This window comes from Motilimonas sp. E26, assembly GCF_021278025.1.
Lineage (GTDB): Bacteria > Pseudomonadota > Gammaproteobacteria > Enterobacterales > CBDFNC01 > Motilimonas.
The window spans coordinates 1-23,867 of the sequence record NZ_JAIBHJ010000013.1 but is presented as its reverse complement, the minus strand read 5'-3'; the positions used below and the strand labels follow the sequence as shown (position 1 = coordinate 23,867).

Genomic DNA, 23,867 nt, shown 5'->3' with positions numbered 1-23,867 from the left:
GTTCAATCGGTTATATTACCACTAGTTAACTCACTTAAACTTATATATAAGAAGGGAATCTATGTGTGGTATTGCTGGACAATTTTCATTTCATAATCAAGTCGCAGACCTGCAAACTGTATCAAATATGGCTTCAGCTCTACATCATCGGGGTCCAGACCATCAAGCTGTAAAGTCATTTGGGGCATTATGCCTCGCTCACACAAGATTGAGCTTACTTGACTTTTCTGAGAATGGACACCAACCCTTTTACAATAATCGGTATTCATTGGTATACAATGGTGAGATATATAACTTTCAAAAAATAAGAAAAGAAATTGAATTGAATTTTAATGTTAACTTCTTATCTAGCACAGATACTGAAGTGTTATTTTACAGTTTGATTTATTTTGGTGTCGAAAAAACACTGGAAAAAATAGAAGGTATGTTCTCATTTGCATTTTTCGACAACGAAATAAATAAGCTTTATCTTGTCCGAGATAGATTGGGAATAAAACCATTATTTTATACGATTAAAAATGACTCTGTCCTCTTTTCCTCTGAACTAAAATCAATAAAAAATGTAGTCGATGTTAAGGTTGATCACCCAATGGTGATTGCTGGATTATCAGGCCACGCTGAACGTAGTCGAAGCAGAACTTTGTTCAAGGGTATTAAACAACTTACTCCTGGTACCACAATGGTATTTGATGCTGCTGGAAACGTTGAGTCTAATGTTTGGTTTCATCCTGCTGATTTGGTCGATCTAGCCTATTACAATGAGCTGGATAGGCTATCTGATCATGAAGTATCTAACGAGTTCGCATCATTATTTACCAATTCAGTGGAAAAAATGTTAGTTGCGGATGCTTCGATTGGTGCTTTTGTGTCTGGAGGCATTGATTCATCTTTAATTGCAATGGAAGCGAAGAAGTTAGGTGCAAAGTTGCAGGCATATTCAGTAAATGTTACTGGCCGACATAGCGAAATAGAATATGCAAAAAAATTGGTAGGTGAAATTGGGACCCAATTACATATTTATAATTTTGAGCCTGAAATGTTTCTGCGTGATTGGGTAAAAACAACTTGGTTCAACGATGCCCCTGTTACGATTAATCCTCATGCGGTTCCTTTTGGTAATTTAACAGCTCTAGCATATAAAAATGGTGAGAAAGCTGTGTTGACAGGAGAAGGGGCTGATGAATTATTTTTAGGTTACCCTGTTCATGTGAGGGCTGCTTTTGATCAGGCAATCAATTCTCCATGGAATTGGTTTAATCGACTGTATTCTAAAATTCCTGGCTCACAATCCCAGCAGCAGGCAATAAAAAATAAATATTTAAGTCAATTAAATGATATGCAGTTAGATTACGAGCAACTTGAGGATGAGTATAAAATTAACCAATCGGTTTTGGCATTGCCTAAATCACAGCACCGATTGCAGGCGCAAAGCCTTAAATTATTGACGACAACCTTGCATGCGTTACTTTGGCGAAATGATCGAATGGGAATGATGAATTCAATAGAATCTCGTTTTCCTTTTTTAGATGAATCAATTTTAAAATTTGCAGCAAACTTACCAGTTAAGCATAAAATCAGACGTAGCTGGAAATTTGGTGATATTCGTCATCCTTTTCATATATCAAAGCATATTGTTCGCCAAGCTGGAATTCAAGGTTTGAGCGAAGAATTAGTGAAGAGAAAAAAGTACGCATTTCGAGTTCATACTCAATCTGAAAATAGTATAAATGCTGATTTTTTTAAAAATGGCTTCTGGCAAGAATTTGTTGGCTTATCAAATAAACAACTAGAGTTTATGTGCGAAAATACAAGTAGCTATACATTAGGAAATATCGCCTCAATGGATATATGGGGACGATTGAATATTCATAATGAATCCATTGAAGACGTGTCGGAGTTTGTAGCGAAAAACATGATGACTGAATTATCAAAAATAAAAATTTCTGATAATCCAAATTAGTCTGTCACCGCTACAGTTTCAGCTGTAGCGGCTTCTATATGGCTTTTGATTTGCAATCAAAATTCACTTCTTTGTTTTTAACCTTATTTTTCCACACTCCTAACGCTAGGAAGTGTGAATATTTGTTTCTTGATACCAATTTTTCAATAATTATAGGGAGTGAGATACCTATAATTACTCCAGATGTTATTAATAACAATGTGTTGTCTATTGATAGTGCGTTTAATACCTTTTTTGATAGCACAGTAAAAAAGATATGGTATAGGTATATACTGAAAGAGTAGTGGCCTATATAGCTAAGGAATTTATTCTTCCAGCCTGATTTTAATAGGCTATAGCATGCGAGAAGTCCAATGATTAATCCTATAATGCTTTTTGTATCTTCTTTTTCAAAAATATCCAATACGCCTAAAAGAGCATAAGTCGAAACCGATAGGAGTACAGCGAGATATAGTTTTGGTAATTTAAGTTTGAATCGGTAACATGCAAGCCCCGCCATGAAGTACGGCAGTAGGTAGATAGCACCATTAATGGAGAAAAAATTATGTTTTAGCTTTAAATCTAAAATATAGAGAGTGGAAAAAATAATAAATAAGAAAGAGAATGAAATCTTGTTGTCCAACAGTCTTATCGACTCTAGTATCGATATAAACATGAATATCAGAAACAATGATTCGACAAACCAATATAAATTCACTGGACAAATATGCAAGTATAGCCAACGATATTCGACGCCACTGGTTATTGAGTGCATTAGTGCATAGCTTGTGCCAGCAACAAACATTGGAATAATTAAGCGAGTGGCTTTGCCACTGATAAACTCTTTAAACTCACCATTAAATGGCCTGTAGGCGTAAATGTAACCAGAAAGAAAAGTAAATAGTGGCATTCTAATGTAGGCAAGAAAGTCGGTGATTTGGCGTAAAAAACCTTCTTCTATTTTTAGCCCATTAAATGCATTGACTCCTATTACATGACATAGAATGAGCAGGATACATGCAAGCCCTCTGAGGGTGTCAACGCTGAAATTTCTTTCCTTTTTTGCAATAGAGTCCAAAATAAAATCCTTTTTAAAGTGCGCTTTATTTGATTTCACGATTAACAAGTCGCTGAATGTTCATTTTTTACAGCTTCGACATAGAAAGGCCAACGACAGAAAAAATTTCACTAAAAGTAAAATTTTTTCATTTTAATAGATGAGTTGGTAAACCCGCATTACTGTAGCCTGTAATGATTAACCTTATGTTAAAGATTTAAGTAAGCGAGTTTAATATCTAGCTGCACGCCATTGCAGCTAGTGCCTAACGTTATGATTATGCTGTTAGCCTAGCTCTATCCAACAGTGCCGTGGTTTTGGCTTGTTGACAGCGCAATATTTTAAGGGGTAAGCGAAGGTTTTTGCGCTTAATTATCATCTAATTAATCGTTTAGCTTCCTTAATCAGGCAGTCTCGTAGTGCATGATCGTTCATATCTTTATGCCAAATAAAAGAAAAGTGGCGTTTTAGGCTTAAGCCCTTAATATTCAATTTTTGCAGCATACCTTGCTTAATGCCAGCAGCACAGCTGCGTGCAGGTAGACAGCTAATATATTCACCAGAAGCAATCAGGGCGATTAATGTTGGAATGTGGTCATATTCTTTACTGACGTCAAGGTGCTCAAGTTTGCTAAAAATAGCGGCATCAAATACATCTCGAGTGCCAGAGCCGGGCTCTCTCAAAACCCATTTACTGGCTTCTAATTGACTAAATGACACTTCATCTTGGCGCGCATATGGGTGAGACGCAGCAGCCACGACGATCAGTTCATCATCACACCAAAGTTCTTGATTGATTTTACTGTCGTCGCAACGTCCTTCGATCACACCCAAATCAATATTAAAGCTGCGCACATCTTGAATGATTTGTTGGCTGTTTTTTACTTGTAGCTTAACTTGAATTTGTGGGAAGTTGCTGTCGAGGTTACTAATCAATTTAGGGATTAAGCTTTCAGCTACGGTTTGGCTAGCACTAAGTTGTAACTTACCGCTTAAGGAATGCTTAGCATTCAGGCCCATTTCGATTTGATGCACATCTTGCAACAGTGCTTTCGCTCTGGGTCTGAGCCATAGCCCCCACGAATTCAGCACGAGGCGCTTACCTTGACGATCAAACAGATGCGTACCAACCTGTTGCTCAAGTTGTTGTAGTGACATGCTGGCGGCAGATTGACTGATGGCAATACGGGCAGCAGCCGCACTGACACTGCCGGTATCAGCAATGGCATCAAAGATAGCAATTTGTTTCAGAGAAAATTTCATATAAGAAAAAATGATAAAGTAAATAAGTAAAACTGGTTTAACTAATTTACCTCGTCTCCTTAGTCTCTCTAGTCATAGAACATCGGCATTGCAAAGGATTTTGCAGCGAATTGGCAACATACTTTAATTCGTAACCGATAGTACAGTTTTTTATCTTGAAATACTCGAGGACGTTATGACTGATACAGCAAAACAGGACGCTGCTGCAGAGGGCACATATCAGGAACGGCATAAACCGGCTTCTGAATTTGCTTCACGCTCAGATTACTTAGATCATGAATTACAAATAATGAAGCCACGCCGCTGGGGCTTAAATCTTCCGGGCCGTGATTTTCGCTTTGAATGGGAAGACTTAGTTCCCGCCATTGCCGGCACTATCGGTATTACCGTGATGTACTCAGCAGTTATGCAGGCTTGGGCCGCAGGCCTGACGGAAAAATGGGACCACGTAAACCTAGGTGCCGACTTTGCTATCGCCGTTGTACGTGTAGAAATGCTGATCCCAGCCTTACTGTTTTGTATTATCAGTTCAGGTTTTATTAACCCGAAAGCTAACCTTGCCGGTAACCACGGTCCAATGATTCCGTTAATCGGCGCTATCGCGTTAGCAGGTGCTCACCCATTAGCGTTAGCTATATTATTAGGGGTGTTTGGCTTAATTCTCGCTTACTTTAAAGGCGGCTCGAAACTGGTTAACCTCACCAGTGACGGGGTTGCCGGTGGTCTGCTGGTGTTCCTTGGTTTCATGGGCGCGAAAAGCCAAATAACCTCCTTATTTGACTGGTCTGGTGGCTTACAAAGCAGCCACGCTTTGGATTACAGCTTAAGCCATGTTGCCTTTATAATATTAGCCTTAAATGTTGTTTTATATGCTTATTTGGCTCGTATCGGTAAGCGTTGGCTAGCTATTCCTTTGTGTTCTATTGCTGCTATTGCCATCGCCTTTGCTTTGGGTGCAGGTTTAGATCTTAAATTTGTGACTGAGCCTGGTTTACCAAACTTAAGCCCAGTTTACTGGTGGGGCTCAACTGAAACAGGTTGGCAGTTAGGCTTACCTAATCTAGAGCACTTTATTGCGTCATTACCATTTGCCATCTTAGCTGTTGCAATGTGGTCACCTGATTTCTTAGGTCACCGTATCTTCCAAGAGCTGAACTACCCGAAAAAGACTGAAGAAGTATTAATGGATGTTGATGACACCATGACCACTTGTTCTGTACGCCAAATGGTTGGTACAGCATTAGGTGGTGGTAACATTACATCAAGCTGGGGTACTTACATGATCCCTGCAGCTATTGCTAAGCGTCCCATTCCAGCTGGTGCCATCCTACTGGGTGCGCTATGTATCATAGTGGCAGTGTTGGGCTACCCAATGGATGTAACGGTATGGCGTCCAGTGATGTCAATTGCATTACTAGTAGGTGTGTTCTTACCGCTACTAGAGGCGGGCATGCAAATGGTTAAAGACTCTAAGAGCAGTCAATCAGCAGGTATTTGTATCTTCGCTGCCTTTGTTGCTAACCCTGTGTTTGCATGGGCACTGACTATGTTACTAGACAACAATGGCCTGATTGGTGATAAGGACCGTGCTAAGACGTTATCGGTTTCTGACCGTATTATCGTGCCAGGTCTTGCCTTTGTAATCTGTACATTAGCAATGGCGGCTGTAGGTATGCTACCAGGTATTCCTAAGCTAATTTAATTGCCTAACTAGCCTCTAATTAGGCAATCCAATAGATAAAATTTAAAACCTTGGCCAGCTGGTCAAGGTTTTTTATTTGTTACTTAGTTACGAACCCTGTCTATCGACCGATAAAAATACCCCTCTAGGTCAATAAAGTAGTAATTTAATTACCTTGCTTTACTTATTAGTCTTATCAGTTTTTTTGATTTACTATCGGTTTATTATGTTTATAAATTATTCATATACTTAAAGTCGACAAGAGCTGGATTTCGAGCAGGGACTGTTTTCTTCATTTCATTATTTCAAGTGCTCGCAGTGCATTGCAATAAGCGGCATCGAGTATATTTTGTGCTTGCGGTGCTGATGCTGTTGAGCGAGCTAAGGCAACGCCACCGATCATCGTTATGGCAGCCTGCAACACCTTAGTTTCGTCGATACCAGAGTGAAGACTAAGCCGAGTCACAAACCCATCTAACACCTTGCCATAACTTTGTTTCGCCGCTTCTTCTTGCAGACCAATATCTGATATTAAGAAAGCCAGTGGGCAGGGATCTTCAGTTGCAATAACATGCTCCATTGATAGGTAACGGCGGATCAAGTCGGGCAAGGACAGACTCTTTTGCTGGCGGTTTTGTCCAGCTTGGCGTGCGGCGAAAACAATCGCCTCACTATACAAAGCTTGTTTTGAATTAAAATGGTGATAAAAAGCGCCGCGCGTAAGCTGTGCGTCTTTCATTACATCATCAATGGAAACTTGCTTATAACCTTGCGTGGTAAACAGTTTGCCCGCACTAGATAAAATGCGTTGTCGTGTTTGCTCTTTATGGGTTTGCTGCCATGCCATAGTGCCTCCTGAATTCTATTGCGGTGATTACAATGCCACACCTTAAAAATATGTTCTTGAACATATTGTCACAACTTTTACTCTGATGAAGATGAAAGGTGCATCGGCATCTATTCTTAACCCAACGTTTAGGATAAGGAAAACCAATGAGTCAGGTAATAATTTATGGCGACCAACGCAGTAATTTCGTGCGCAGTGTAGAGCTTGTATGCCGCTTAAAAGAAATCGACTATCAAATCGGTTATAAAAACCAGCAGCAAGAAATAGAATGGAAAAGTGCTGCGCATTTTAGACTGCATCCGTTTGGCCGTATGCCTATTTTATTTGAGCAAGACTTTGTGTTGGCGGAAAGCTTAGCAATTTGTCGCTATCTCGCTAAAAAATCACAAGGTGAAGTGCTATTAGACACAGACCCAAAGCAACAAGCTAAGCAAGACATGTGGGCAACCTTGGCTGTGGGTGATATCGACAGGGCTATTATTAGGCGTTATCTACTCGAATTTGTAAATATGCATGGCTTAGTGGAAAACCCGAATCTATCACGTATGGCAAGTCGCAAGCCGGATGCGGAACAAGCCATTAAGGTGGTGGAGCATCAGCTGACGCAACAAGGGTTTATTGCTTCAGAATACTTTAGTATTGCCGATGCGTTGCTAGTACCAACATTACAATACGCAACGCGCTTACCAACAGAATTAAGCCTGATTACACCTGACAGTGCGATCCATCCCTATATTGAAAAAGTACGGGCTCTATCTAGTTTTTCAGAGGTACTTATCTAAATCATAACGTGATCGATATCTTGTTTTTATGCTTTATATCAAGATGGCGACTTTAACTAAATTAGCGATATTATTCATTATAATAAAACACGCAAATGACAATGGTTTTATGATCTGTTGTCATTTTGTTAAACGTGGCACTTCATGCTGTTTTGTAACATTTACATTATTACCGTTCGTCGCATTAATCAGTTTTTTGTCAGATTTTGCTTAAAATATGTGCTTATAAATATTTTAAATCTATATGGGCAACGCAATGGCGAAGAAAATGCTCACTCCTGGGCAAAAGCGAAAACGTCTAATAAAATTGGTTATTGCTGTCGCGGCATTGCTCGCAATAGCAATGGGTGTTTATCAGCAAGGTCAAACATTAAAACAACATCAATCTTTCTATCTGCACCATGAAACGGCACAAGGCAATATTACTGATCTGTATCTAGATGTCGAAGAGTACCATGGGCGAAAAGGCCGAATAAAAACGCGTGATGTGTATTTTGTGCGTTATGATTTTTTAGTTGGCGACCAGCTTTTTTTTGGTGAGTTGCAAATAGAGCCGGAGCAATACACCGAGCTCGCCGGTAAAAAGCAATTAGAGGTTTGGTATCAAGCAGGTAGGCCTGATATTAATACGACTGAGTTCAAGCTAGCCAGCGAAATTGCAGAAGAAACATTGGGACACAGAGCGTTAAATGTGGCTTTAATTGTTGTGCCAATTGCAGTGCTGCTGAATTACATACTCGCTTTAATTTTCGCGCGCGAACCTAAAGGCTATTTACCTGAAGGTTTTTATACTGAGAACAGTTGGCTAGACGTTGAAGATGGTTACCTAGTGGTATACAACAGTGACCACTTATCTTCTTTATCCATTCATAAAAAACACATCGATGATGTACAGCACTTGTATCAACAAGGGGGCTCTTGGCAGCAAATTTTGACCTCGGCCCACGGTAAACTGAAGGAAATACCGTTTGATGATATTATCCGAGTGAGAAGTGATCATTACAGTGATGTATTTACTGTGGAATACGGCGCTGAACAGTCTGCCACCCTTGAATTCTTAAATCCAACCGTAAAAGCTCATGCCTTGGCGCAATTAGAGCGTCACCTACCGCAGCGATTGATTTTAAATACGCACAATTTCAGTCGCTTTCGTTCTGCGCGAAACAGCTTGTTAATGTTGGGAATTTTGGCTTTGTTATTGTTCTTTGTAAGTAATCTTTGGCTCACCGCATTGGTTGGCTTAGGTTTATTGTGGACTGTAAAGCGTACGATAAGCCGATTGATAGACCCAACCGTCAGAAGCCTGTGGATGGATCTTAAAACGAATCGTCAGAATACCCAGTCAGCTTCGCAGTAGTTGCTTAATCAATTAACAGCCAGCTGAAAAGTTGGCTGCTAATCTTGCTTCAACCATCACATAATCCGACTCAAATCACCGTAGGGAAATATTCCCAATCACTTGCTATGTTAATATTCTTAACAAATTAATATTTCTACTTTTATCAGCGATAGGGAAGTTGCTTCATGGCAAAACAAATTAGTTTTGGTGAGCCGGTTAATGATGCTGAACGTTGGGCGTTTAAACTGCTGACCGATGAACTACCGCAAGATTATGTTCTGTTAACCAATATAGAAATTCCCACCCCATCAGGGCAAGCGTTAGAAGTTGATGCCTTAGTTGTAGGTGAATGGGGGGTATATGTTGTTGACGTGAAAGGCTACATTGGTTGTTTAGAAGCGGGTCAGCATGCATGGGCGTTGGATGGTCGCGATGTCGACAATAGCTTAGCTAAAGCTAACTATGTAGCGCGGGTGTTATCGGGCAAGTTGAAACATAAGATTCCAGTTGGTGTTTATGCCCCTTGGTGCCAAGGCATGGTGTTTGTCACCGGCCGTAAAGGCAGCGAAATTGCACTAGAGAAAACCGATGGCTCGTTATCAATTTACACACCTAAACAAATTATTGCCGCCTTAACCAAAGAGTGGGGGTTAACCGCACCGCGTAAGTTCCCAGTGTCGCAACAACAGCGCGATTTAGTGCTCGATACATTAGGGCAAGTAGCATTAGTTGAGCAGCGCAATAACAAAATCCAAGACTTTGAAAAAACCAAATGCTTGTTCATTCAGCACGGTTTAGAGGTATGGCAAGCTAAGTATAATCCAGGTGATTGGAGCGCCCCTTGGCTACTGAAAATTATTGTACCTTCGGCTTTTGATGACAGCGCTAGCCAAACGCATCATGAAAATTTACTGCGTAAAGAGTTTTATCGCTTGCAAACCTTAGCTGGTTGCTCAGGAGTACCTTATTGCGCGCCCCTGATCCAAGATGGCGAGCAACTTGTGCTGCCGGTGCGAATGCCTAAAGGTGAGCCGGTTAATGGCCTTGATTTGAGTAAATTTAGCATTAATGACATTCTCGAAATTTTGCGCTGTGGCGTGTCGTCATTACAGCAAATTCATCGTCGCGGTATGACTGTTGGAGGTTGGGACGAACATTGCGTATTTGTTGCCGAAGATGGTGCGGTTGAATTTATCGACATTAAAGATAACGTTGGCTTTAATGATGACATAAAAGCTTTTGCCGGTGTTTTTTCTACTGCTGCCGCAGCCACTTTAGAGCCTCGGATCAGCCAATGGTTTAAGCAAGCAGCGCTAGGGCGAATCTGTGATTTAGACACCATACGTTCTGATATTGCGGCTGTGATTGCTTATCGCCGACTGTATCCCGATCCAGATATGGTGGAAGTAAAAGCAGAAAATGGCGCAGTGATCGATCACCATTATCAATTAGAGCGATTGCTTAACTTCACCGCTGAAACCGAGCTGTGGAAAGCGCGTCATATCCAAGGCCAGTATGACTGTGCCCTGTCCCTTTATCGTAATGTCGATGCGCATTGGTTTCAGCTCAGTAACCTGTTCCGCAGTTTATCTACCTTGTATCATCCTCATATTGAACGCGTGATCACCTTTGGTCAGCTCGGCACCAGCCAAGACTTGTATATTACTCGCGCTTGGATCCCTGGCAGTACCTTAGATGAATTACTAGAAATTGTACCCGGCCAACCTGCGCGTTGGTTTGTGCAGCTGCTAACTGGTTTGCAATATTTGCATAGCTTAGACATTTATCATGGTGCGATATGTCCAAAAAATATTGTTTGTAATTCAGAGCGTGCAGTATTGGTTAACTTTGGCATTGGCTGGGAAGTGGCGACCAGCCAGTATGCCCAGCAATATGCCGACCCGACTTTATGGCGTTTGGAAGGCAGCGCAGAGAAAGACTTGTATGGCTTAGTGGCGAGCTTTATTGATGTGTTGTCAGAAGATGAACTGGTTGGCCAACATTCAACCGCGCAGTTAATTGAGATAGTTAATCAATTTGATAGCGCGCGCATGGACGATAAATTAAAGCAGTTGTGTCGTCAGGTATTAAATTTTGAGGTCAGCCTAACGGCAGGGCAAAATTACATTGAGCTGTTTGAGATGGAAGCAGTGTTGGCGAGCTTGTCGAACTAGTACTAACAGACTCAATGGCTTGGCCATTGAGTCTTTTTCCGTTATAAAATCGATTTACTGCGAAACAGCTCACGTTTACAACTCAAGCAAAAGTGCTTATAGCGTGGGTCAGAGTGACAGGTAAGAGGTTGAAAAATCACCTTATCGGAATGACAGTGGCAACAGCGAGCATTTTCATCGTCATCGGTGATGCATTCTGGATGCAATGCGAGATATTCAGGTAAGGTTGGTAGCTTACGCCAGTAGTCATCATTAGGCTTGTTGTAAAAAGCAAAGTAGTAAATTGCCATGGCGATAATTGGCGAACCAAAAACGAGAACTTCTGTTATAAAATCCATTTCAAAACCCCTGCTAAGACATATTATGTCGTGATGTACTTAAGGTATATCTCGAGACATAATATGTCAAAAGGTTTTTGATGTTTTTTAAACATTCCCCACAACAGCGACTAGCTTGCCTTATGTACCCGTAGGAACGCAATTTATTCCGCGGAACTAGCAAGCTCGGCGTATGAGATTCGCGGTATAAATATCACTTATATGGACACCCACAACCACTACAAATTTAACGCATCTGTTGCCATTAAATGATTATCCCAAGCCCATTGTGTATTAACCGCGCTGTTTTTACTCGCTAATTTGCCTTGTCCTGTGGTTAACACAAAGCCGTTCGCGGTGAGCGGTGCCGCACCGCACACATCGGTGAGGGGGGTTATGCTAATCAATTCCCTTGTCGCCTTGTGCCAAATGGCGAAACAATTACCGCGCGGTGACGTGGCGATGATCTGGTCTTGATAGATAGCCACCGAGCCTAAATAATCGTTAAACCTTAACCATTCTTCCTCTTCACCAGCCACTGCCATCGCGTCGGTTTGGCCAAGCTGGTGGGTGTATAACAAGGGGTTGATAGCCTCATCACCTTGATATTGGCAAGCTAAAGCCACTAAGCCTTGCTCGTCCACCGCCAAGTGGCGAATGCTAAGTAAATGATCAGGCAGGCTAATACTTTGCACGACCGCGCCGGTTTGTTTATCTAGATAAACCAAACTAGGGGCCATAGTGGCGAGGTTGACCTTATCGCGGCCATGAGTTTGAATGCCGCCGACCGCCACAATTAAGTGTTGTTGATCGGGGTGAAACAGAATTTCATGGGGACCAATGCCAAATCCAGTTAGCGTGCGAACTTCTTTAAAGTTATTTGCTACGTCATATACGCCAATCACCCCGGCAGAATCTTGGGTGAATCCTTGGCTAGCATAAAGTAAGCCACTGTTATCAAAGCAACCGTGGCCAAAGCAATGGCGGCCACTGGGCATTTGATACTGATTTATGGATTGTCCTGTTGCTGGATCAAAACTTAGCATAAACTGGCCCGGTCGACGCGCAAACACCACGGCGATTTCATTATTGGGGGCCAGCGTCATGCCGTGCCCGCGCGCGGGCAGGGGAATGTTAAACAAGGTTTGGCCTTGTAGATCGCTGCAAATAAGATGATGTCGTTGCGCTAATTGGGCACAAGAAAAAACGCGGCCGCTGCTTGGCTGCTCACTATTGCTCGCTTGTGCCGTGCTTAGGCTGAAACAGCCTAGTGGCACACTTAACCCAAGCCCAGTCACACCTTTGACAAACTTGCGTCGATCCATGGTGGCTATCTGTTTGATATTCAACTTAGTCACCATCGGTCGCGTTAAAGCCAATGACAAATTTAAGCTTCACCGGCAATACTTCTTGAATGAGGTAAGCTAACTTTTCCACATCAATGCGCATGCGATACAGTTTGGCTAAGCCTTGGTCAGATTTTAATAACTTAACCATACTTGGCTCGGTGGGCCAATTGGCGAGCATGTCAGCGAAGGTTTGTTCAATTTCACCGGCGAGCTTGGGATGCCCTTTGCTGATTAACAGTGCGTTGATGCCACTAAGATAAAGCTGCTGCAAACTGGTGAAACTGGTTTTCAACTGTGTCATTGAGGTTTGTGAGCGCCACGATTCGGCCTGAAATGGTTTGATGTGCTCGCCTTTACCCAATGGCATAAAAAATTTCTTATTGGCAAAGCTAAGTTGATGAGATAGCTCACTGATCCACGCAATATCTTCCGCATTTAGCGTTACCTCTGAACGCACGGTGGCAGCGTTATAACTCAATTTAGGTTGCTGCCATGCTTGCTGTAAACGTTCACTATTAAGCATGATATTGGCTGCGATAGCTTGACTAAGGGAGCAGTTTTCACGATTAAGGCCTTGTTCAAATAGCAGTAACTCTAGAGCGCCTAAGCCACGTACGGCGACACTCGACTGCTGAATAGCTGCAGCGGTTATCGCTGAATCATCCGCTTGAATGGCTTTAATTTTGCGACCGGTAATGTTCTTTTTGTCGGGCCAAAACTGCATTGACCAAGCAAGGTCGAGCTGGTTAATGGGGCCAATGGTCTCACCTTGAAGGGGCACCCAAGCGGTCATGGTGTTTTGCCAAGCTTGCTGTGCACGTTTGCTGTTGTCTTGGTTGGGCTTGGCGAGACAAGCTTGGCTAATTTGTTGATTCAAGAGCTGACTTTGCAATAAAAGCTGCTGAGCTTGTTGTTGTTTCAGGCTGATGGCTTGTGCCGCTATCGGCTGGGCGGCAATGGTGGATTGAGATTCAGCCATGGCGCTGGCGAAAACGCCAATAGATAGAAATGCAGCGAAGCAGCTAAACCCAGTAAGAGAAGAAAATTTCATAGTGTTGCCTTTAAATAAAGGTATGTTATCAATTTCAAGTGTGCTGATTTGCTAGCACACTGAGCTTTAGTTATGCGTCAACCCGCTTTACAGGGATTCTAGGAATTTCACCAAGGCATCACGCTGCCCTTGATCAAACCCTAGCACCACTTGTTTTGACGCTTGCGCTTCGCCGCCATGCCACAGTACGGCCTCCATAATGTTGCGAGCGCGGCCATCATGCAGTAAAAAAGTATGACCGTTTACTTCTTGTTGATAGCCTAAACCCCACAGTGGCGGCGTGCGCCACTCACTGCCTGTGGCTAAAAACTCAGGGCGATTGTCGGCTAAACCGGGGCCCATATCGTGTAGCAACAAATCAGAATAGGGGAATATCAATTGCTCAGAAAGCGCAGGTAAAGTATCTCGTTTCGCGGTTTTAAAGCTCGCAACATGACAGCTTTGGCAATTAGCTTGTTGGAATAATTTTTCACCCTGCAGCACTTGTTTGTCGCTGATATTGCGACGTGCGGGTACGGCTAAGTGCTGGCTGTAAAATTCGACAAAATTTAAAATTTTATCACTTACTTCTAGCTTGCCACCGTGAGGGGCCTGTTTACACGCGGTTTGTTTATCGCTGCAATCGTCCTGTAAATTCACTTTAGAAGTTAAGCCCATGTCACCGGCAAAGGCACCGGCATTTTGTTGCATTAGCGTGGGCTGTCCTGCCTTCCAGCCAAAGCGACCAATAGTGCTTTTTTGTTCGGCTGCGTGCCAAACTCGATTTGGTCGGCCTGAAATACCATCGCCATTGCTATCGTCAGGATCAGCGTTAACCAGTAAGCTAGCCTCACTAATGCTCTCTAATAAACCGAGTCCAATCATCACTGGCGCTACGCGTGCTGACATCATTACATCAGGATGCATGTCGCCGTATTTTAGATCGGTAATGGCTAATGTTGGCTTGCGCAGGGTAACCACAGCGCCATCGGCAAAAGTGACATTAACATCTTCATAGCTAATGTTGATCTGACCTTCCGGTTCAACACCTGGGATCGACATATCTTGCAATTGGCCACCATATACCGGCTCGGCTATCACCCCTTGCTGGATCAAAGCTTGTTGTTGCTCGGCGGTGGTCGCGGGAATGCTTAAGCGGACTAACATTGACACCGCATTTGGGTCGCCAAGCTCTTTGGGTTTGCCGCGGCCATCTTTTATGTGGCAGCCTTGGCAGGCATTGGTATTAAAAAGTGGTCCTAAACCATCGCGGGCATCTGTTGTTGCTGGGGCAATGACCCAAGGGTTACGAAAAAAGCTGTTACCAACACTAAAGTCCATTCGTTTCATCATGTCTAAATTGCTGGCTGGCATGGAAAAGGCATTGGCGCCGGTTTTACTGGTGGTGGTGTCGCCACCGGGCTTGGCTGGGTTGGCCCAGCTAGCTTGGCTAATCATCAGTAAAAGTGTGGTTTTTAAGGCAGCACTGAGTCGAGTTGATTTCATTGTTTTTACTCACCATCTATGTGGTTTTGTTTGCGCCTAAATTATAAGGTTAGGCTCATTGCTCATTTGTCAAAAAAGGGCGGAGAACCGCCCTGAAAGTTATTGCTTGCTAGGCTAAAAGCTTAAAACTCGTGATCAGCCGTATCTGGATTTAGGTTGTAAATACCTAATACGTTTGATGCTTTTTCAATTTCACCGGTTTGTACAACCAAAGAACGAATGGAGTTATTCACTAATTCGTGGCCTGCTGCGTTATTGGCGGCAATCAGTTGGTCAAACTTTTGGCCTTGCTCAGCAGATGAAACCAAGGTGTAAACTTGGGTGGTTGCGCTTTTAACCGCTTCAGATGTTTTCAGTGCCACGGCTTTGTCTTTGCTGGCAACTAGGTCGTTTAAGCTAGGGCCAGTTAACTTGCTACCATCTACGCGGGTGTAGCTACCAAACCATACATTGTTAATGCCTTGCTGGTTGTAGTAGTGCGAGTTATGGGTGTTATCTGAGAAGCAATCGTGCTCGTCTTCTGGTGAGTTAGCTTCTAACGCAACCTTCATGCGTTCACCCGCCAATTCACCTAAAGAAAGAGATCCCATGCCAAATAGCATAATGCGTAGGCCTTCAGTTGCCGGCTTAGCCGTCAGCGCTTGGCGGTAGTTGTCGGTGTTTTCTGCCCATTGCGCGGTCATCCAAGTTAAATCGTTGTTTAACAAGGTTGATGCTGCTTGTAAGTAAGCCACGCGGCGATCACAGTGACCATTGGTACAGCCTTCACCTTGTACAAAATCAGTGTAAGGGCGTGCGCCAGCACCTGCACCAGTGGCATTTAAGTCTTGGCCCCAAAGTAAAAATTCAATGGCGTGGTAGCCCGTGGCCACGTTGGCTTCTGAGCCGCCTAATTCGTTTAAGCTAGCTAATAACTCGGGGGTAATGTTGGTGGTATCTAGCTTGTCGTTACCTACTTGTAGGCTAGTGCTAGAAATAATATTTGCAGTGGCGCCTGGGTTGCCTAGCTCATGTTGATAGCTTTTAGTGTCAACGTAATCGATCAGGCCCTCATCAAGAGGCCAAGCATTTAGCTGACCTTCCCAGTCGTCCACAATTGTATTACCAAAGCGAAACACTTCACTTTGTTGGTAAGGAACGCGAGCCGCTAACCATGCTTCTTTAGCGGCATTTAATGTTGCTTCAGAAGGGGTGGCGATGAGCGCTTTCAGTGCTTTATCAAGTGCTTGGGCAGTGGTCGCTGAGTCGCTATAAACCGCGTGTACTAAGCTGGCATAATGCTCAACCACTTCTTTGGGCTCGGCTGCCCAAACGCTAGTACTGCTTAACGCAGAACCAATTAATAGTGCTGTTAATGTTTTTTTCATCTCATTCCCTTTGGATCTTAGTTGGGCTACTCACCATTTTAAATAAAAATAGCAATAACTCTCATTTGTTATTTGTGTAGATTGTAAACGCTAGTGAGAATGATTGTCGATAGTGTTGTTGGTTTATTTTTCGACAATGATCGTTTAAAAAAATAAATAAGGAGAATATGGAAGGCGTGGAATAAACTCGATCCGAGGCTAATTTAAAACTATTTAATACTGAATGAGTACTGCCCCGTGTCATTTTGCTTATATTGCTTAAAGTTGATATTTTGCCAGTTCTTAGCTTTCAGCACTGTAAACAAAGCGGTGTCCGGTTCGATAAGCTGAAACATCGGTTGATCAATTTGTTTCGGTACAGTCTTGCCTTGGATGTCATCACTTATTAAGACCATAGCCCAGCCCCCAGCCATAAAGTGACTACCACCCAAGCTAGATATGGTTCCTTCTGCTCTGGCATCGAGGGCGGCCTCAGACGTGTTAATGGCACTGAAGAATATATCCTTACCAGGCGTTTTGCCGGATTCTTTTGCCGCTCTTATTGCACCTAGTGCCATAGCGTCATTCGCGGCCCAGACATAACTTAAGCGACTATAACGCTGTAGCAGTAACTTGGTTTTTTTATAAGCAATTTGCTCATCCCAGTTAGCGTAAACAACTTGCAGTAACTCGGTTTTGCCGTGTAGCGCGATGAACTGTCTGGCACCTAATTCACGCTTGTTGGAGGCGGGGGTATTTTTATTGCCGGAAAATATTAATATTTGCGCTGCTTGTTCAGTGTTTACTACTTTATTATCAACCAGTTGTTTTGCTGTTACGTAACCAATTTTATAATTATCAGGCATAAGGCTAGAAACCAAAAAAGGCCCGTTCACATTTTTAAAAAATCGAGATTTATCATGCTCGTTTAATCCGTTAAATAGCATAATAACCTTTACGGGCTTCCCCCGGAGCAAATACAGCATTTTTGTTGCAGCATTGTCTTCATTCACCAGCACCAAGTAGTCTGGTAATTGGTTATCATCAATCAACTGCTTAACTTTTTTAATCATCAGATACGGATTACGCTCTGCGTGATAGGTGATTAAGTTGAGATCGAGTTGCTTGGCAGCCTCTTGCATAAAGAGATCAACATCATGCCAAAAGCTTTCGCTGGTTTGTCCGGGGTTAATAAACAACACGTCAGGCTGCGGTTTAGCTAAGCTAGATGCGCTCAATAGAGTTGTGGTTAAGAATAGTAAGGTACTTAAACGAGTTAGTATGCGTATTTTTTTACGCTTAATAACCGATTGAATCCAAAGACTAATAGATAATAAATTGAACTGTAAGTTGATCAAAATAAGCAATTATCCGTTTTACTGTGTGCAATTTTTGTTAGGGGCCGTAAAATAAGCGCCCCCGAGATTATTACTGGTAAGTATGAACGCTTTTTCGCTCGCCGAGAATAAAATTTGGCCAACCGATAGTTTAGCCGTGTTAACTGAAGTGTTCGGTTATAGCAGTTTTCGCGAAGGCCAGCAGCAAGTTATTGAGCACGTCGCCCAAGGTGGCGATAGCTTAGTGATTATGCCGACCGGTGGCGGTAAGAGTTTATGTTATCAAATTCCGGCGTTACTGCGCGAAGGCGTTACCTTTGTGGTTTCGCCCTTGATTTCCTTGATGAAAGATCAAGTAGATGCACTTTATGCTTGTGGGGTACCAGCGGCTTACCTTAATTCCAGTTTAACGCGACCACAGCAGTTACAAATATTATCAGCCATTCGTCATGGTGAAATTAAACTGGTTTATGTGGCGCCTGAGCGCTTAATGCAGCCCGATTTTCAAGCCAAGCTTCATGAAATTCCACTGGCACTTTTTGCCATTGATGAAGCCCATTGTATTTCACAGTGGGGCCATGATTTTCGCCCTGAGTACGCCATGTTGGGGCAATTAAAAGCCTTGTTCCCGCAAGTGCCCATGATGGCCCTAACTGCGACCGCTGATCATGCCACTCAACAAGACATTCTACATCGCCTTAATTTAGACCAGCCAAAGATCAACATCAGCAGCTTTGATCGACCTAATATTCGTTATAACTTGGTTGAAAAATTCAAACCCCTTAGTCAGTTACTCACCTACATAAAGGCGCAGAACGGCCAAGGTGGCATTATTTATTGCGGCAGTCGTAAACGTACCGAAGAGGTTGCCGAAAAGCTAAAGCAACAGGGCTATAAAGCGGATTTCTATCACGCTGGTCGTGAGTTAGCAGAGCGCCAAGAGGTGCAAGATGCCTTCATCAAAGATGAGCTTGATATTGTGGCTGCTACCGTGGCTTTTGGTATGGGCATTAATAAACCAAACGTGCGTTTTGTGGTGCATTACGATATTCCAAAAAACATCGAGTCTTATTACCAAGAAACCGGTCGAGCAGGGCGTGATGGCTTAGAAGCGGAAGCCATGATGCTGTACGATCCTGCTGATATTGCACGGGTACGTGGCTTATTAGAAAAGAATAACAACCCCGATCAGTTGCGGGTAGAAATGCACAAGCTGAATGCCATGGCGGCATTTGCCGAGGCGCAAACTTGTCGTCGTCAGGTATTGCTTAATTACTTTGGTGAGCACCAAAGCAAACCTTGTGGCAACTGTGATATTTGCCTTGATCCGCCAAAGTCGTTTGATGCCACCGAAGATGCGCAGAAATCGCTTTCCTGTGTTTATCGTATGGGACAAAGTTTTGGCATGGGCTATGTGGTTGAGGTGCTGCGTGGCTCGCAAAATCAGCGAGTAAAAGAGCATGGCCACGACAAACTGTCCACCTTTGGTTTAGGCAAGCAGCAGTCCACCGAATATTGGCTAAGTATTTTACGTCAACTGGTACATTGTGGCTTCTTGCAACAAAACATTACCCGAGGCTCGGTATTACAGCTAACCGAAGCCGCGCGGCCATTGCTTAAAGGTGACATAAAGCTAACCCTAGCGGTGCCACGTATCCAGCCGTTAAGTAGCAAAACCACCAAATCAAGTGGCAGCTCAAAGCTGGCGTTTTTGGATTATGACAAGGCGTTGTTTGCCCGTTTACGCAAACTGCGTAAAGAGCTAGCTGACGCCGCCGATGTGCCACCTTATGTGGTGTTTAACGACGTAACATTAGCGGAAATGGCTGATTTGAAACCACGCAGCGAACGCGAATTCCTCGAAATAAGCGGCGTAGGCTATACCAAGCTTGAAAAGTACGGCAGTCCTTTTTTAGCAGCAATAGCAGAATACGAAGATGATTATTAACCCGTCATTTATTTAATTAGCGTATTTTATTTGCGCTTAAGGTAAGCAATGAACTCCCTTTTTCCCGGTAACTGGTCGCTGCATATGCGTAGCGATGAACTGCAACTGTGCTTTAATCCTGAATTCGACCTGCACTTTGATAACTTCCCTGAGTTTGCCGCGCATCTTACCACGTCACTCAACCTGAAATTGGTACAACAAGATATGGCAGCCGATTCCTATTGCTGGGTGATCAACGATGCTGACAAGCACTTGCTACTCAACTACCAAGAAATGAGCCAAGGCTGTTGGTTTTGTGTCACCCGCGAGGATGATGAAGCGGTATTACTCAGCTTAGCCAACCGTTTAATCGCTAAGTGAACCGTAAGCGTTAGCTTGCCCTATCAATGGGGCTTAGTGTATTGGCAAAGCGCGAGCCCATCACATGGGTGTAAATTTCAGTGGTTTTAACATCTTCATGACCCAGTAAATCTTGTACTGTTCTAATATCAGTACCGTTTAGCAGTAATTGAGTAGCAAAAGAATGACGAAAGGTATGTGCCGTGACCCGCTTGCTTAATTGACTGGCGATCACCGCCTTACGCAGTGCTTTTCTAAACGCGGTTTCGTGGAGGTGATGGCGGCAAATATAGCCATCGTGTGGGTGCTCACTACAATGACTTGAAGGAAAAAGATATTGCCAAGCAAAATCGGTTGCAGCACTAGCGTATTTTTTTATTAGGGAGGCGGGCAGCGACGTTAAACCAAAGCCTCTTGTCTTATCCGCAGCATGAATGATGTTAACTTGTTCAATTTGATCACGTAATAAGGGCTCCAATTTGTGCGGCAATAATGTGTAGCGATCCTTGCTGCCCTTGCCACGGAATACGAACAAGGTGTGGTCTGCAAAATTGATGTCTTTCACCCTTAATTTTAAAGCTTCGTTGATTCGCAAACCGCAGCCATACAACAAATTAGCGAGTAGCCAATATTTTCCTCGCAAGTGACTCAGCACGAGCTGCGCTTCTTGGTGACTTAACACCGTTGGCATGCGCTTTTCTTTTTTGGTGTAGCTATAACTCAGCCCTGTGATCTCCATTTGGAGAATGTTTTTGTACATATATATTAAGGCGCACAAGGCTAAATTTTGTGTGCTACTACTCACCTTGCGTACATTCGCAAGGTAAGAAAGAAATTGCTCAATTTCGGTGTTTGCCATCTCATTTGGGTGGCGCATGCGATGGAAATAAATGAACTGGCGAATCCAAAATAGATACGTTTTTTCGGTTTGCAAGCTATAACGACGAGCGCGTAAATCTGCTCTGATACTCTCTATAAATGGAGATTTCGCCATGACCTAGCGCCTCAATTGTTGCTGTTTATTTATACAGTTATAATGGCGTTTGGCTAGTTTTGCCAAGTTTTGGCGCGGTAAATAAATTGTAAAAGTCTCGCTTTGTTCACACCTCATTTCTAACGCTTTGATATATAATCACAAAATAAATCAGCCAAATCCTTTATGGGGGCCAAATTTGGACTCGGTAAATACTAGGCTCGCTTTGTTTTCCTCTGGGCTCAGCGTTAATAGCGAAAAGTGGTGGTAAGCGGATGATAAATAATTATTTTAATGGGTTAGGCCTAGATGGTAGTGTTTGGGTTTATCAAGAAAAACGTGTAATACGCTGTTAGGCAAGCGGAGAGTTATGCACCTGAAACTCAAAGATATGACTCGCATTATATTTTCTGAATATTTGGAAAAGGCAATAGCGGATTATGCGCGTGAAAATGTTGAGTCAGGACGCTGGGCTGAGGAAAGTGCGATTCAGCGATCTCGCGAAGATCTTAAACATGCGCTACCGAAAGGTATTGAAACCGAGAATAATCATCTATTCGAAATTTTCTCGGTAGACGAAGGCTGCTCTGTCGGTGTTCTTTGGATCACTATTGAAGAAAAGTTTGGCATTAAAACTGCCTTCATATGCGACATTGAAATAAAGAAAGAATACCGAAGAAAGGGTTACGCACGGAGCGCCCTCCTAGAGTTGGAACGATATTCGAGCGGCATGAACATAGACAGCATTGGACTTCATGTATTTCGTCAAAATAGTCCGGCTCAAGCTTTATACGGCTCTTTGGGTTACAGCGTTGTAAGTACCAATATGGTCAAATCAATTGCCTAACAAACACAATCAGCGGAACGGTTTTAAGCTGCTTTCGCTTCGCTACATCAACTTAAAACACGTCCGCTGTTGTGGGCGTTATGCGTTTAGAACCGGGTAATCCGATGGAATGTACTCACCACAAATCGTTACGTGAAATTTTCTCGCAAATTGTACCGTTTGACCAAGTCGAATTGGATTTGGCATATCAGTATTTTTCTTTTCAAACGTACAAACCGAAGGATTACATTTTTTCCTGCGGCGATATTGTTCATGATGTTCACTTTATAATTGATGGTATTGGGCGGTATTTTTATATTGACAAAGAAGGTAACGAGCGAAACAAGTCTTTGGTTAGAAAAGGAGGTGCGTTTTCTTGTGTCAATTCGCTAGTAGAGGGGAGTCCCAGCCCTTTTTTCACACAAGCAATTACACAGTGCACCATCGGTTCAATAGCATACGAACGTTTAATTACGCTTTCAAAAAGCAATTGCAACTGGGGTGATTTTCTTCGAAAAGTTTTTGAACGCCTTGTTCTAAAAAAGGAGAAAAGGGAGGCTGGTTTTTTATTGCTTAGCGCAAAAGAACGCTATGAGCAGTTTTTAGTCGAATTCGGTGAGGAAAGCAGATTAATACCACTTCGTCATATAGCGATGTATATTGGTGTAACTGATGTTACTTTGTCGCGAATTAGAAGAGAGATGGACTTAACATAGGTTAAGGTGGCGATAGCTCCGTATAGTAGTGCAATACTTTATTGGAGACTCGACATGAAAAAAATATTACCACCGGTTCTATTCGTACTTTTTATCATCGTTATGGGAATGATATGTTGGGGAATGGGCTCTCCTCACAATATAGGTTACCCATATAGCTTAATAGGATTGCCTTTTGTCGTTGCTGGTCTGATGCTTGCAGTTGCAGGGAAAATTCTATTCAGAAAATTAAGCACAAATATCATGACATTTGACGAACCTGACAAACTGGTAACTGAAGGCGTTTTTAAATACACCAGAAATCCCATGTATCTTGGTCTTGTTGTCGCCATGATGGGATTTTCCATACTTATGGGGTCGGCAATTACATCTATACTGCTAACCGCGCTATTTTTGCTCATTACTGATCGGTGGTATATAGCTTTTGAAGAAAAAATAATGCATAGAAAATTTGGATTGGATTATGAAGAGTACTGTCGCAAAGTTCGGCGGTGGATTTAAAAACGCATAACAACACGCATGTTGTCGGACTAGTTTTCCGCTACGCTCCAAACTGGCCGCAAATGCGGACGTTATGTGCCTAATATTAATCGAGTTGCTTAGTGAAAAATTTTGTCAGTTTTGTTGCGAGTGTTTTGTGGGCAATAGTTACCTGGTTATTTTTGTTTTTTGTCGCGCAGGGAATCCTTTTTCAGATTAATGCTCCATTTGAATATTTTTTAAATTGGTGGGTAATTCCTACTATAAGTGCTTTTGTAGCAATAAGATTTACAAGCAATTTATTTTACAACGTCAATAAAAAATCACTTATTATTGTATTTTGTTGTCTATTTTTAACTTGTACACTAGGCGGGGCACTTTACTTACATTTTTATATATTTGTTGGCTTTGAGGTCCAATTAACAGAAGTTCTCTCTTTGTCAGGTATAGTTTTGGGTAGTTGTTTGGGTGCTTATTTAGCATACAAGAGCCCGCACAAAAAGTTGTTGTAGCCAGCACATAACAGATAAGAATAGGTGTCAACAGATAAGAATAGGTGTCGCGAAGCCGACACCCTATATTCAAGTGTTGGACAAGCCCGGAGCCTCGATGAGCTCG

Annotated in this window: 20 protein-coding genes; 10 read left to right on the top strand and 10 right to left on the bottom strand. The window is 42.7% G+C overall.

Going from position 1 to position 23,867, the window contains the following annotated elements; translation table 11 throughout:
• The first annotated feature begins 61 nt into the window (after window positions 1-61).
• Window positions 62-1,960, top strand: a complete 1,899-nt coding sequence (asnB, locus tag K1M91_RS12175) for an asparagine synthase (glutamine-hydrolyzing) (protein WP_232802041.1) — start codon at window positions 62-64, stop codon at window positions 1,958-1,960.
• Between the two features lie 34 nt (window positions 1,961-1,994).
• On the opposite strand, the gene K1M91_RS12170 is transcribed toward asnB, so the two are convergent.
• Window positions 1,995-3,017 carry an acyltransferase gene (locus K1M91_RS12170; protein ID WP_232802040.1) on the bottom strand — a complete coding sequence of 341 codons (1,023 nt, stop codon included), beginning with the start codon at window positions 3,015-3,017 and terminating at the stop codon, window positions 1,995-1,997.
• A gap of 354 nt (window positions 3,018-3,371) precedes the next feature.
• The gene (locus tag K1M91_RS12165; RefSeq protein ID WP_232802039.1) at window positions 3,372-4,259 is read right to left on the bottom strand and encodes a LysR substrate-binding domain-containing protein; all 888 of its coding nucleotides are present in this window, start codon (window positions 4,257-4,259) and stop codon (window positions 3,372-3,374) included.
• Between the two features lie 175 nt (window positions 4,260-4,434).
• On the opposite strand from K1M91_RS12165, the gene K1M91_RS12160 reads away from it, so the two are divergent.
• Window positions 4,435-5,961, top strand: a complete 1,527-nt coding sequence (locus K1M91_RS12160) for a DUF3360 family protein (RefSeq protein ID WP_232802038.1) — start codon at window positions 4,435-4,437, stop codon at window positions 5,959-5,961.
• Between the two features lie 271 nt (window positions 5,962-6,232).
• Here the strand turns inward: K1M91_RS12160 and K1M91_RS12155 are convergent, their stop codons facing one another.
• A complete protein-coding gene (locus K1M91_RS12155) occupies window positions 6,233-6,787 on the bottom strand; it encodes a TetR/AcrR family transcriptional regulator (RefSeq protein WP_232802037.1) in 555 nt (184 codons plus the stop codon).
• A 146-nt stretch (window positions 6,788-6,933) separates the two neighbouring features.
• Here K1M91_RS12155 and K1M91_RS12150 point away from each other — a divergent pair, with 146 nt between their 5' ends.
• From K1M91_RS12150 to K1M91_RS12140, 3 genes are all read left to right on the top strand, one after another.
• Complete coding sequence (locus tag K1M91_RS12150; protein ID WP_232802036.1) at window positions 6,934-7,569, top strand: glutathione S-transferase family protein; 636 nt, start codon at window positions 6,934-6,936, stop codon at window positions 7,567-7,569.
• 256 nt (window positions 7,570-7,825) lie between these two features.
• Window positions 7,826-8,926, top strand: a complete 1,101-nt coding sequence (locus K1M91_RS12145) for a hypothetical protein (protein ID WP_232802035.1) — start codon at window positions 7,826-7,828, stop codon at window positions 8,924-8,926.
• A 167-nt stretch (window positions 8,927-9,093) separates the two neighbouring features.
• Complete coding sequence (locus K1M91_RS12140) at window positions 9,094-11,082, top strand: NERD domain-containing protein kinase family protein (RefSeq protein ID WP_232802034.1); 1,989 nt, start codon at window positions 9,094-9,096, stop codon at window positions 11,080-11,082.
• 41 nt (window positions 11,083-11,123) lie between these two features.
• Here the strand turns inward: K1M91_RS12140 and K1M91_RS12135 are convergent, their stop codons facing one another.
• The 6 genes from K1M91_RS12135 to K1M91_RS12110 all read right to left on the bottom strand — a co-directional run bounded on the left by K1M91_RS12135 (window position 11,124) and on the right by K1M91_RS12110 (window position 17,988).
• Complete coding sequence (locus tag K1M91_RS12135) at window positions 11,124-11,420, bottom strand: hypothetical protein (RefSeq protein WP_232802033.1); 297 nt, start codon at window positions 11,418-11,420, stop codon at window positions 11,124-11,126.
• Between the two features lie 218 nt (window positions 11,421-11,638).
• Window positions 11,639-12,748 (bottom strand): DUF1513 domain-containing protein, encoded by a 1,110-nt coding sequence (locus K1M91_RS12130; RefSeq protein ID WP_232802032.1) that lies wholly within the window; start codon window positions 12,746-12,748, stop codon window positions 11,639-11,641.
• Window position 12,749: 1 nt separating this feature from the next.
• The gene (locus K1M91_RS12125) at window positions 12,750-13,799 is read right to left on the bottom strand and encodes an imelysin family protein (protein ID WP_232802031.1); all 1,050 of its coding nucleotides are present in this window, start codon (window positions 13,797-13,799) and stop codon (window positions 12,750-12,752) included.
• Between the two features lie 87 nt (window positions 13,800-13,886).
• A complete protein-coding gene (locus K1M91_RS12120; protein ID WP_232802030.1) occupies window positions 13,887-15,284 on the bottom strand; it encodes a di-heme oxidoredictase family protein in 1,398 nt (465 codons plus the stop codon).
• A 122-nt stretch (window positions 15,285-15,406) separates the two neighbouring features.
• Window positions 15,407-16,651: an imelysin family protein gene (locus K1M91_RS12115; protein WP_232802029.1), complete on the bottom strand. Its 1,245-nt coding sequence runs from the start codon at window positions 16,649-16,651 to the stop codon at window positions 15,407-15,409.
• A 209-nt stretch (window positions 16,652-16,860) separates the two neighbouring features.
• Window positions 16,861-17,988 carry an ABC transporter substrate-binding protein gene (locus K1M91_RS12110; protein ID WP_232802028.1) on the bottom strand — a complete coding sequence of 376 codons (1,128 nt, stop codon included), beginning with the start codon at window positions 17,986-17,988 and terminating at the stop codon, window positions 16,861-16,863.
• An 82-nt stretch (window positions 17,989-18,070) separates the two neighbouring features.
• Here K1M91_RS12110 and recQ point away from each other — a divergent pair, with 82 nt between their 5' ends.
• On the top strand, window positions 18,071-19,915 hold the full coding sequence (gene recQ, locus K1M91_RS12105) for a DNA helicase RecQ (protein ID WP_232802027.1): 1,845 nt from the start codon (window positions 18,071-18,073) through the stop codon (window positions 19,913-19,915).
• 48 nt (window positions 19,916-19,963) lie between these two features.
• A complete protein-coding gene (locus K1M91_RS12100; protein WP_232802026.1) occupies window positions 19,964-20,275 on the top strand; it encodes a DUF3630 family protein in 312 nt (103 codons plus the stop codon).
• Window positions 20,276-20,285: 10 nt separating this feature from the next.
• On the opposite strand, the gene K1M91_RS12095 is transcribed toward K1M91_RS12100, so the two are convergent.
• On the bottom strand, window positions 20,286-21,248 hold the full coding sequence (locus K1M91_RS12095; RefSeq protein WP_232802025.1) for an integron integrase: 963 nt from the start codon (window positions 21,246-21,248) through the stop codon (window positions 20,286-20,288).
• Between the two features lie 349 nt (window positions 21,249-21,597).
• Between K1M91_RS12095 and K1M91_RS12090 the strand changes: the two genes are divergently transcribed.
• The 3 genes from K1M91_RS12090 to K1M91_RS12080 all read left to right on the top strand — a co-directional run bounded on the left by K1M91_RS12090 (window position 21,598) and on the right by K1M91_RS12080 (window position 23,270).
• Complete coding sequence (locus K1M91_RS12090; RefSeq protein ID WP_232802024.1) at window positions 21,598-22,074, top strand: GNAT family N-acetyltransferase; 477 nt, start codon at window positions 21,598-21,600, stop codon at window positions 22,072-22,074.
• Window positions 22,075-22,154: 80 nt separating this feature from the next.
• A complete protein-coding gene (locus K1M91_RS12085) occupies window positions 22,155-22,769 on the top strand; it encodes a Crp/Fnr family transcriptional regulator (RefSeq protein ID WP_232802023.1) in 615 nt (204 codons plus the stop codon).
• A 54-nt stretch (window positions 22,770-22,823) separates the two neighbouring features.
• The gene (locus tag K1M91_RS12080) at window positions 22,824-23,270 is read left to right on the top strand and encodes an isoprenylcysteine carboxylmethyltransferase family protein (protein WP_232802022.1); all 447 of its coding nucleotides are present in this window, start codon (window positions 22,824-22,826) and stop codon (window positions 23,268-23,270) included.
• Window positions 23,271-23,867 lie beyond the last annotated feature (597 nt).

What these genes read in the sequence shown, in the direction of transcription:
- asnB (WP_232802041.1), top strand. Translation starts at nt 62, where the DNA reads ATGTGTGGTATTGCTGGACAATTTTCATTTCATAATCAAGTCGCAGAC.
- K1M91_RS12165 (WP_232802039.1), bottom strand. Translation starts at nt 4,259, where the DNA reads ATGAAATTTTCTCTGAAACAAATTGCTATCTTTGATGCCATTGCTGAT.
- K1M91_RS12160 (WP_232802038.1), top strand. Translation starts at nt 4,435, where the DNA reads ATGACTGATACAGCAAAACAGGACGCTGCTGCAGAGGGCACATATCAG.
- K1M91_RS12155 (WP_232802037.1), bottom strand. Translation starts at nt 6,787, where the DNA reads ATGGCATGGCAGCAAACCCATAAAGAGCAAACACGACAACGCATTTTA.
- K1M91_RS12150 (WP_232802036.1), top strand. Translation starts at nt 6,934, where the DNA reads ATGAGTCAGGTAATAATTTATGGCGACCAACGCAGTAATTTCGTGCGC.
- K1M91_RS12145 (WP_232802035.1), top strand. Translation starts at nt 7,826, where the DNA reads ATGGCGAAGAAAATGCTCACTCCTGGGCAAAAGCGAAAACGTCTAATA.
- K1M91_RS12140 (WP_232802034.1), top strand. Translation starts at nt 9,094, where the DNA reads ATGGCAAAACAAATTAGTTTTGGTGAGCCGGTTAATGATGCTGAACGT.
- K1M91_RS12135 (WP_232802033.1), bottom strand. Translation starts at nt 11,420, where the DNA reads ATGGATTTTATAACAGAAGTTCTCGTTTTTGGTTCGCCAATTATCGCC.
- K1M91_RS12125 (WP_232802031.1), bottom strand. Translation starts at nt 13,799, where the DNA reads ATGAAATTTTCTTCTCTTACTGGGTTTAGCTGCTTCGCTGCATTTCTA.
- K1M91_RS12120 (WP_232802030.1), bottom strand. Translation starts at nt 15,284, where the DNA reads ATGAAATCAACTCGACTCAGTGCTGCCTTAAAAACCACACTTTTACTG.
- K1M91_RS12115 (WP_232802029.1), bottom strand. Translation starts at nt 16,651, where the DNA reads ATGAAAAAAACATTAACAGCACTATTAATTGGTTCTGCGTTAAGCAGT.
- recQ (WP_232802027.1), top strand. Translation starts at nt 18,071, where the DNA reads ATGAACGCTTTTTCGCTCGCCGAGAATAAAATTTGGCCAACCGATAGT.
- K1M91_RS12100 (WP_232802026.1), top strand. Translation starts at nt 19,964, where the DNA reads ATGAACTCCCTTTTTCCCGGTAACTGGTCGCTGCATATGCGTAGCGAT.
- K1M91_RS12095 (WP_232802025.1), bottom strand. Translation starts at nt 21,248, where the DNA reads ATGGCGAAATCTCCATTTATAGAGAGTATCAGAGCAGATTTACGCGCT.
- K1M91_RS12090 (WP_232802024.1), top strand. Translation starts at nt 21,598, where the DNA reads ATGCACCTGAAACTCAAAGATATGACTCGCATTATATTTTCTGAATAT.
- K1M91_RS12085 (WP_232802023.1), top strand. Translation starts at nt 22,155, where the DNA reads ATGCGTTTAGAACCGGGTAATCCGATGGAATGTACTCACCACAAATCG.
- K1M91_RS12080 (WP_232802022.1), top strand. Translation starts at nt 22,824, where the DNA reads ATGAAAAAAATATTACCACCGGTTCTATTCGTACTTTTTATCATCGTT.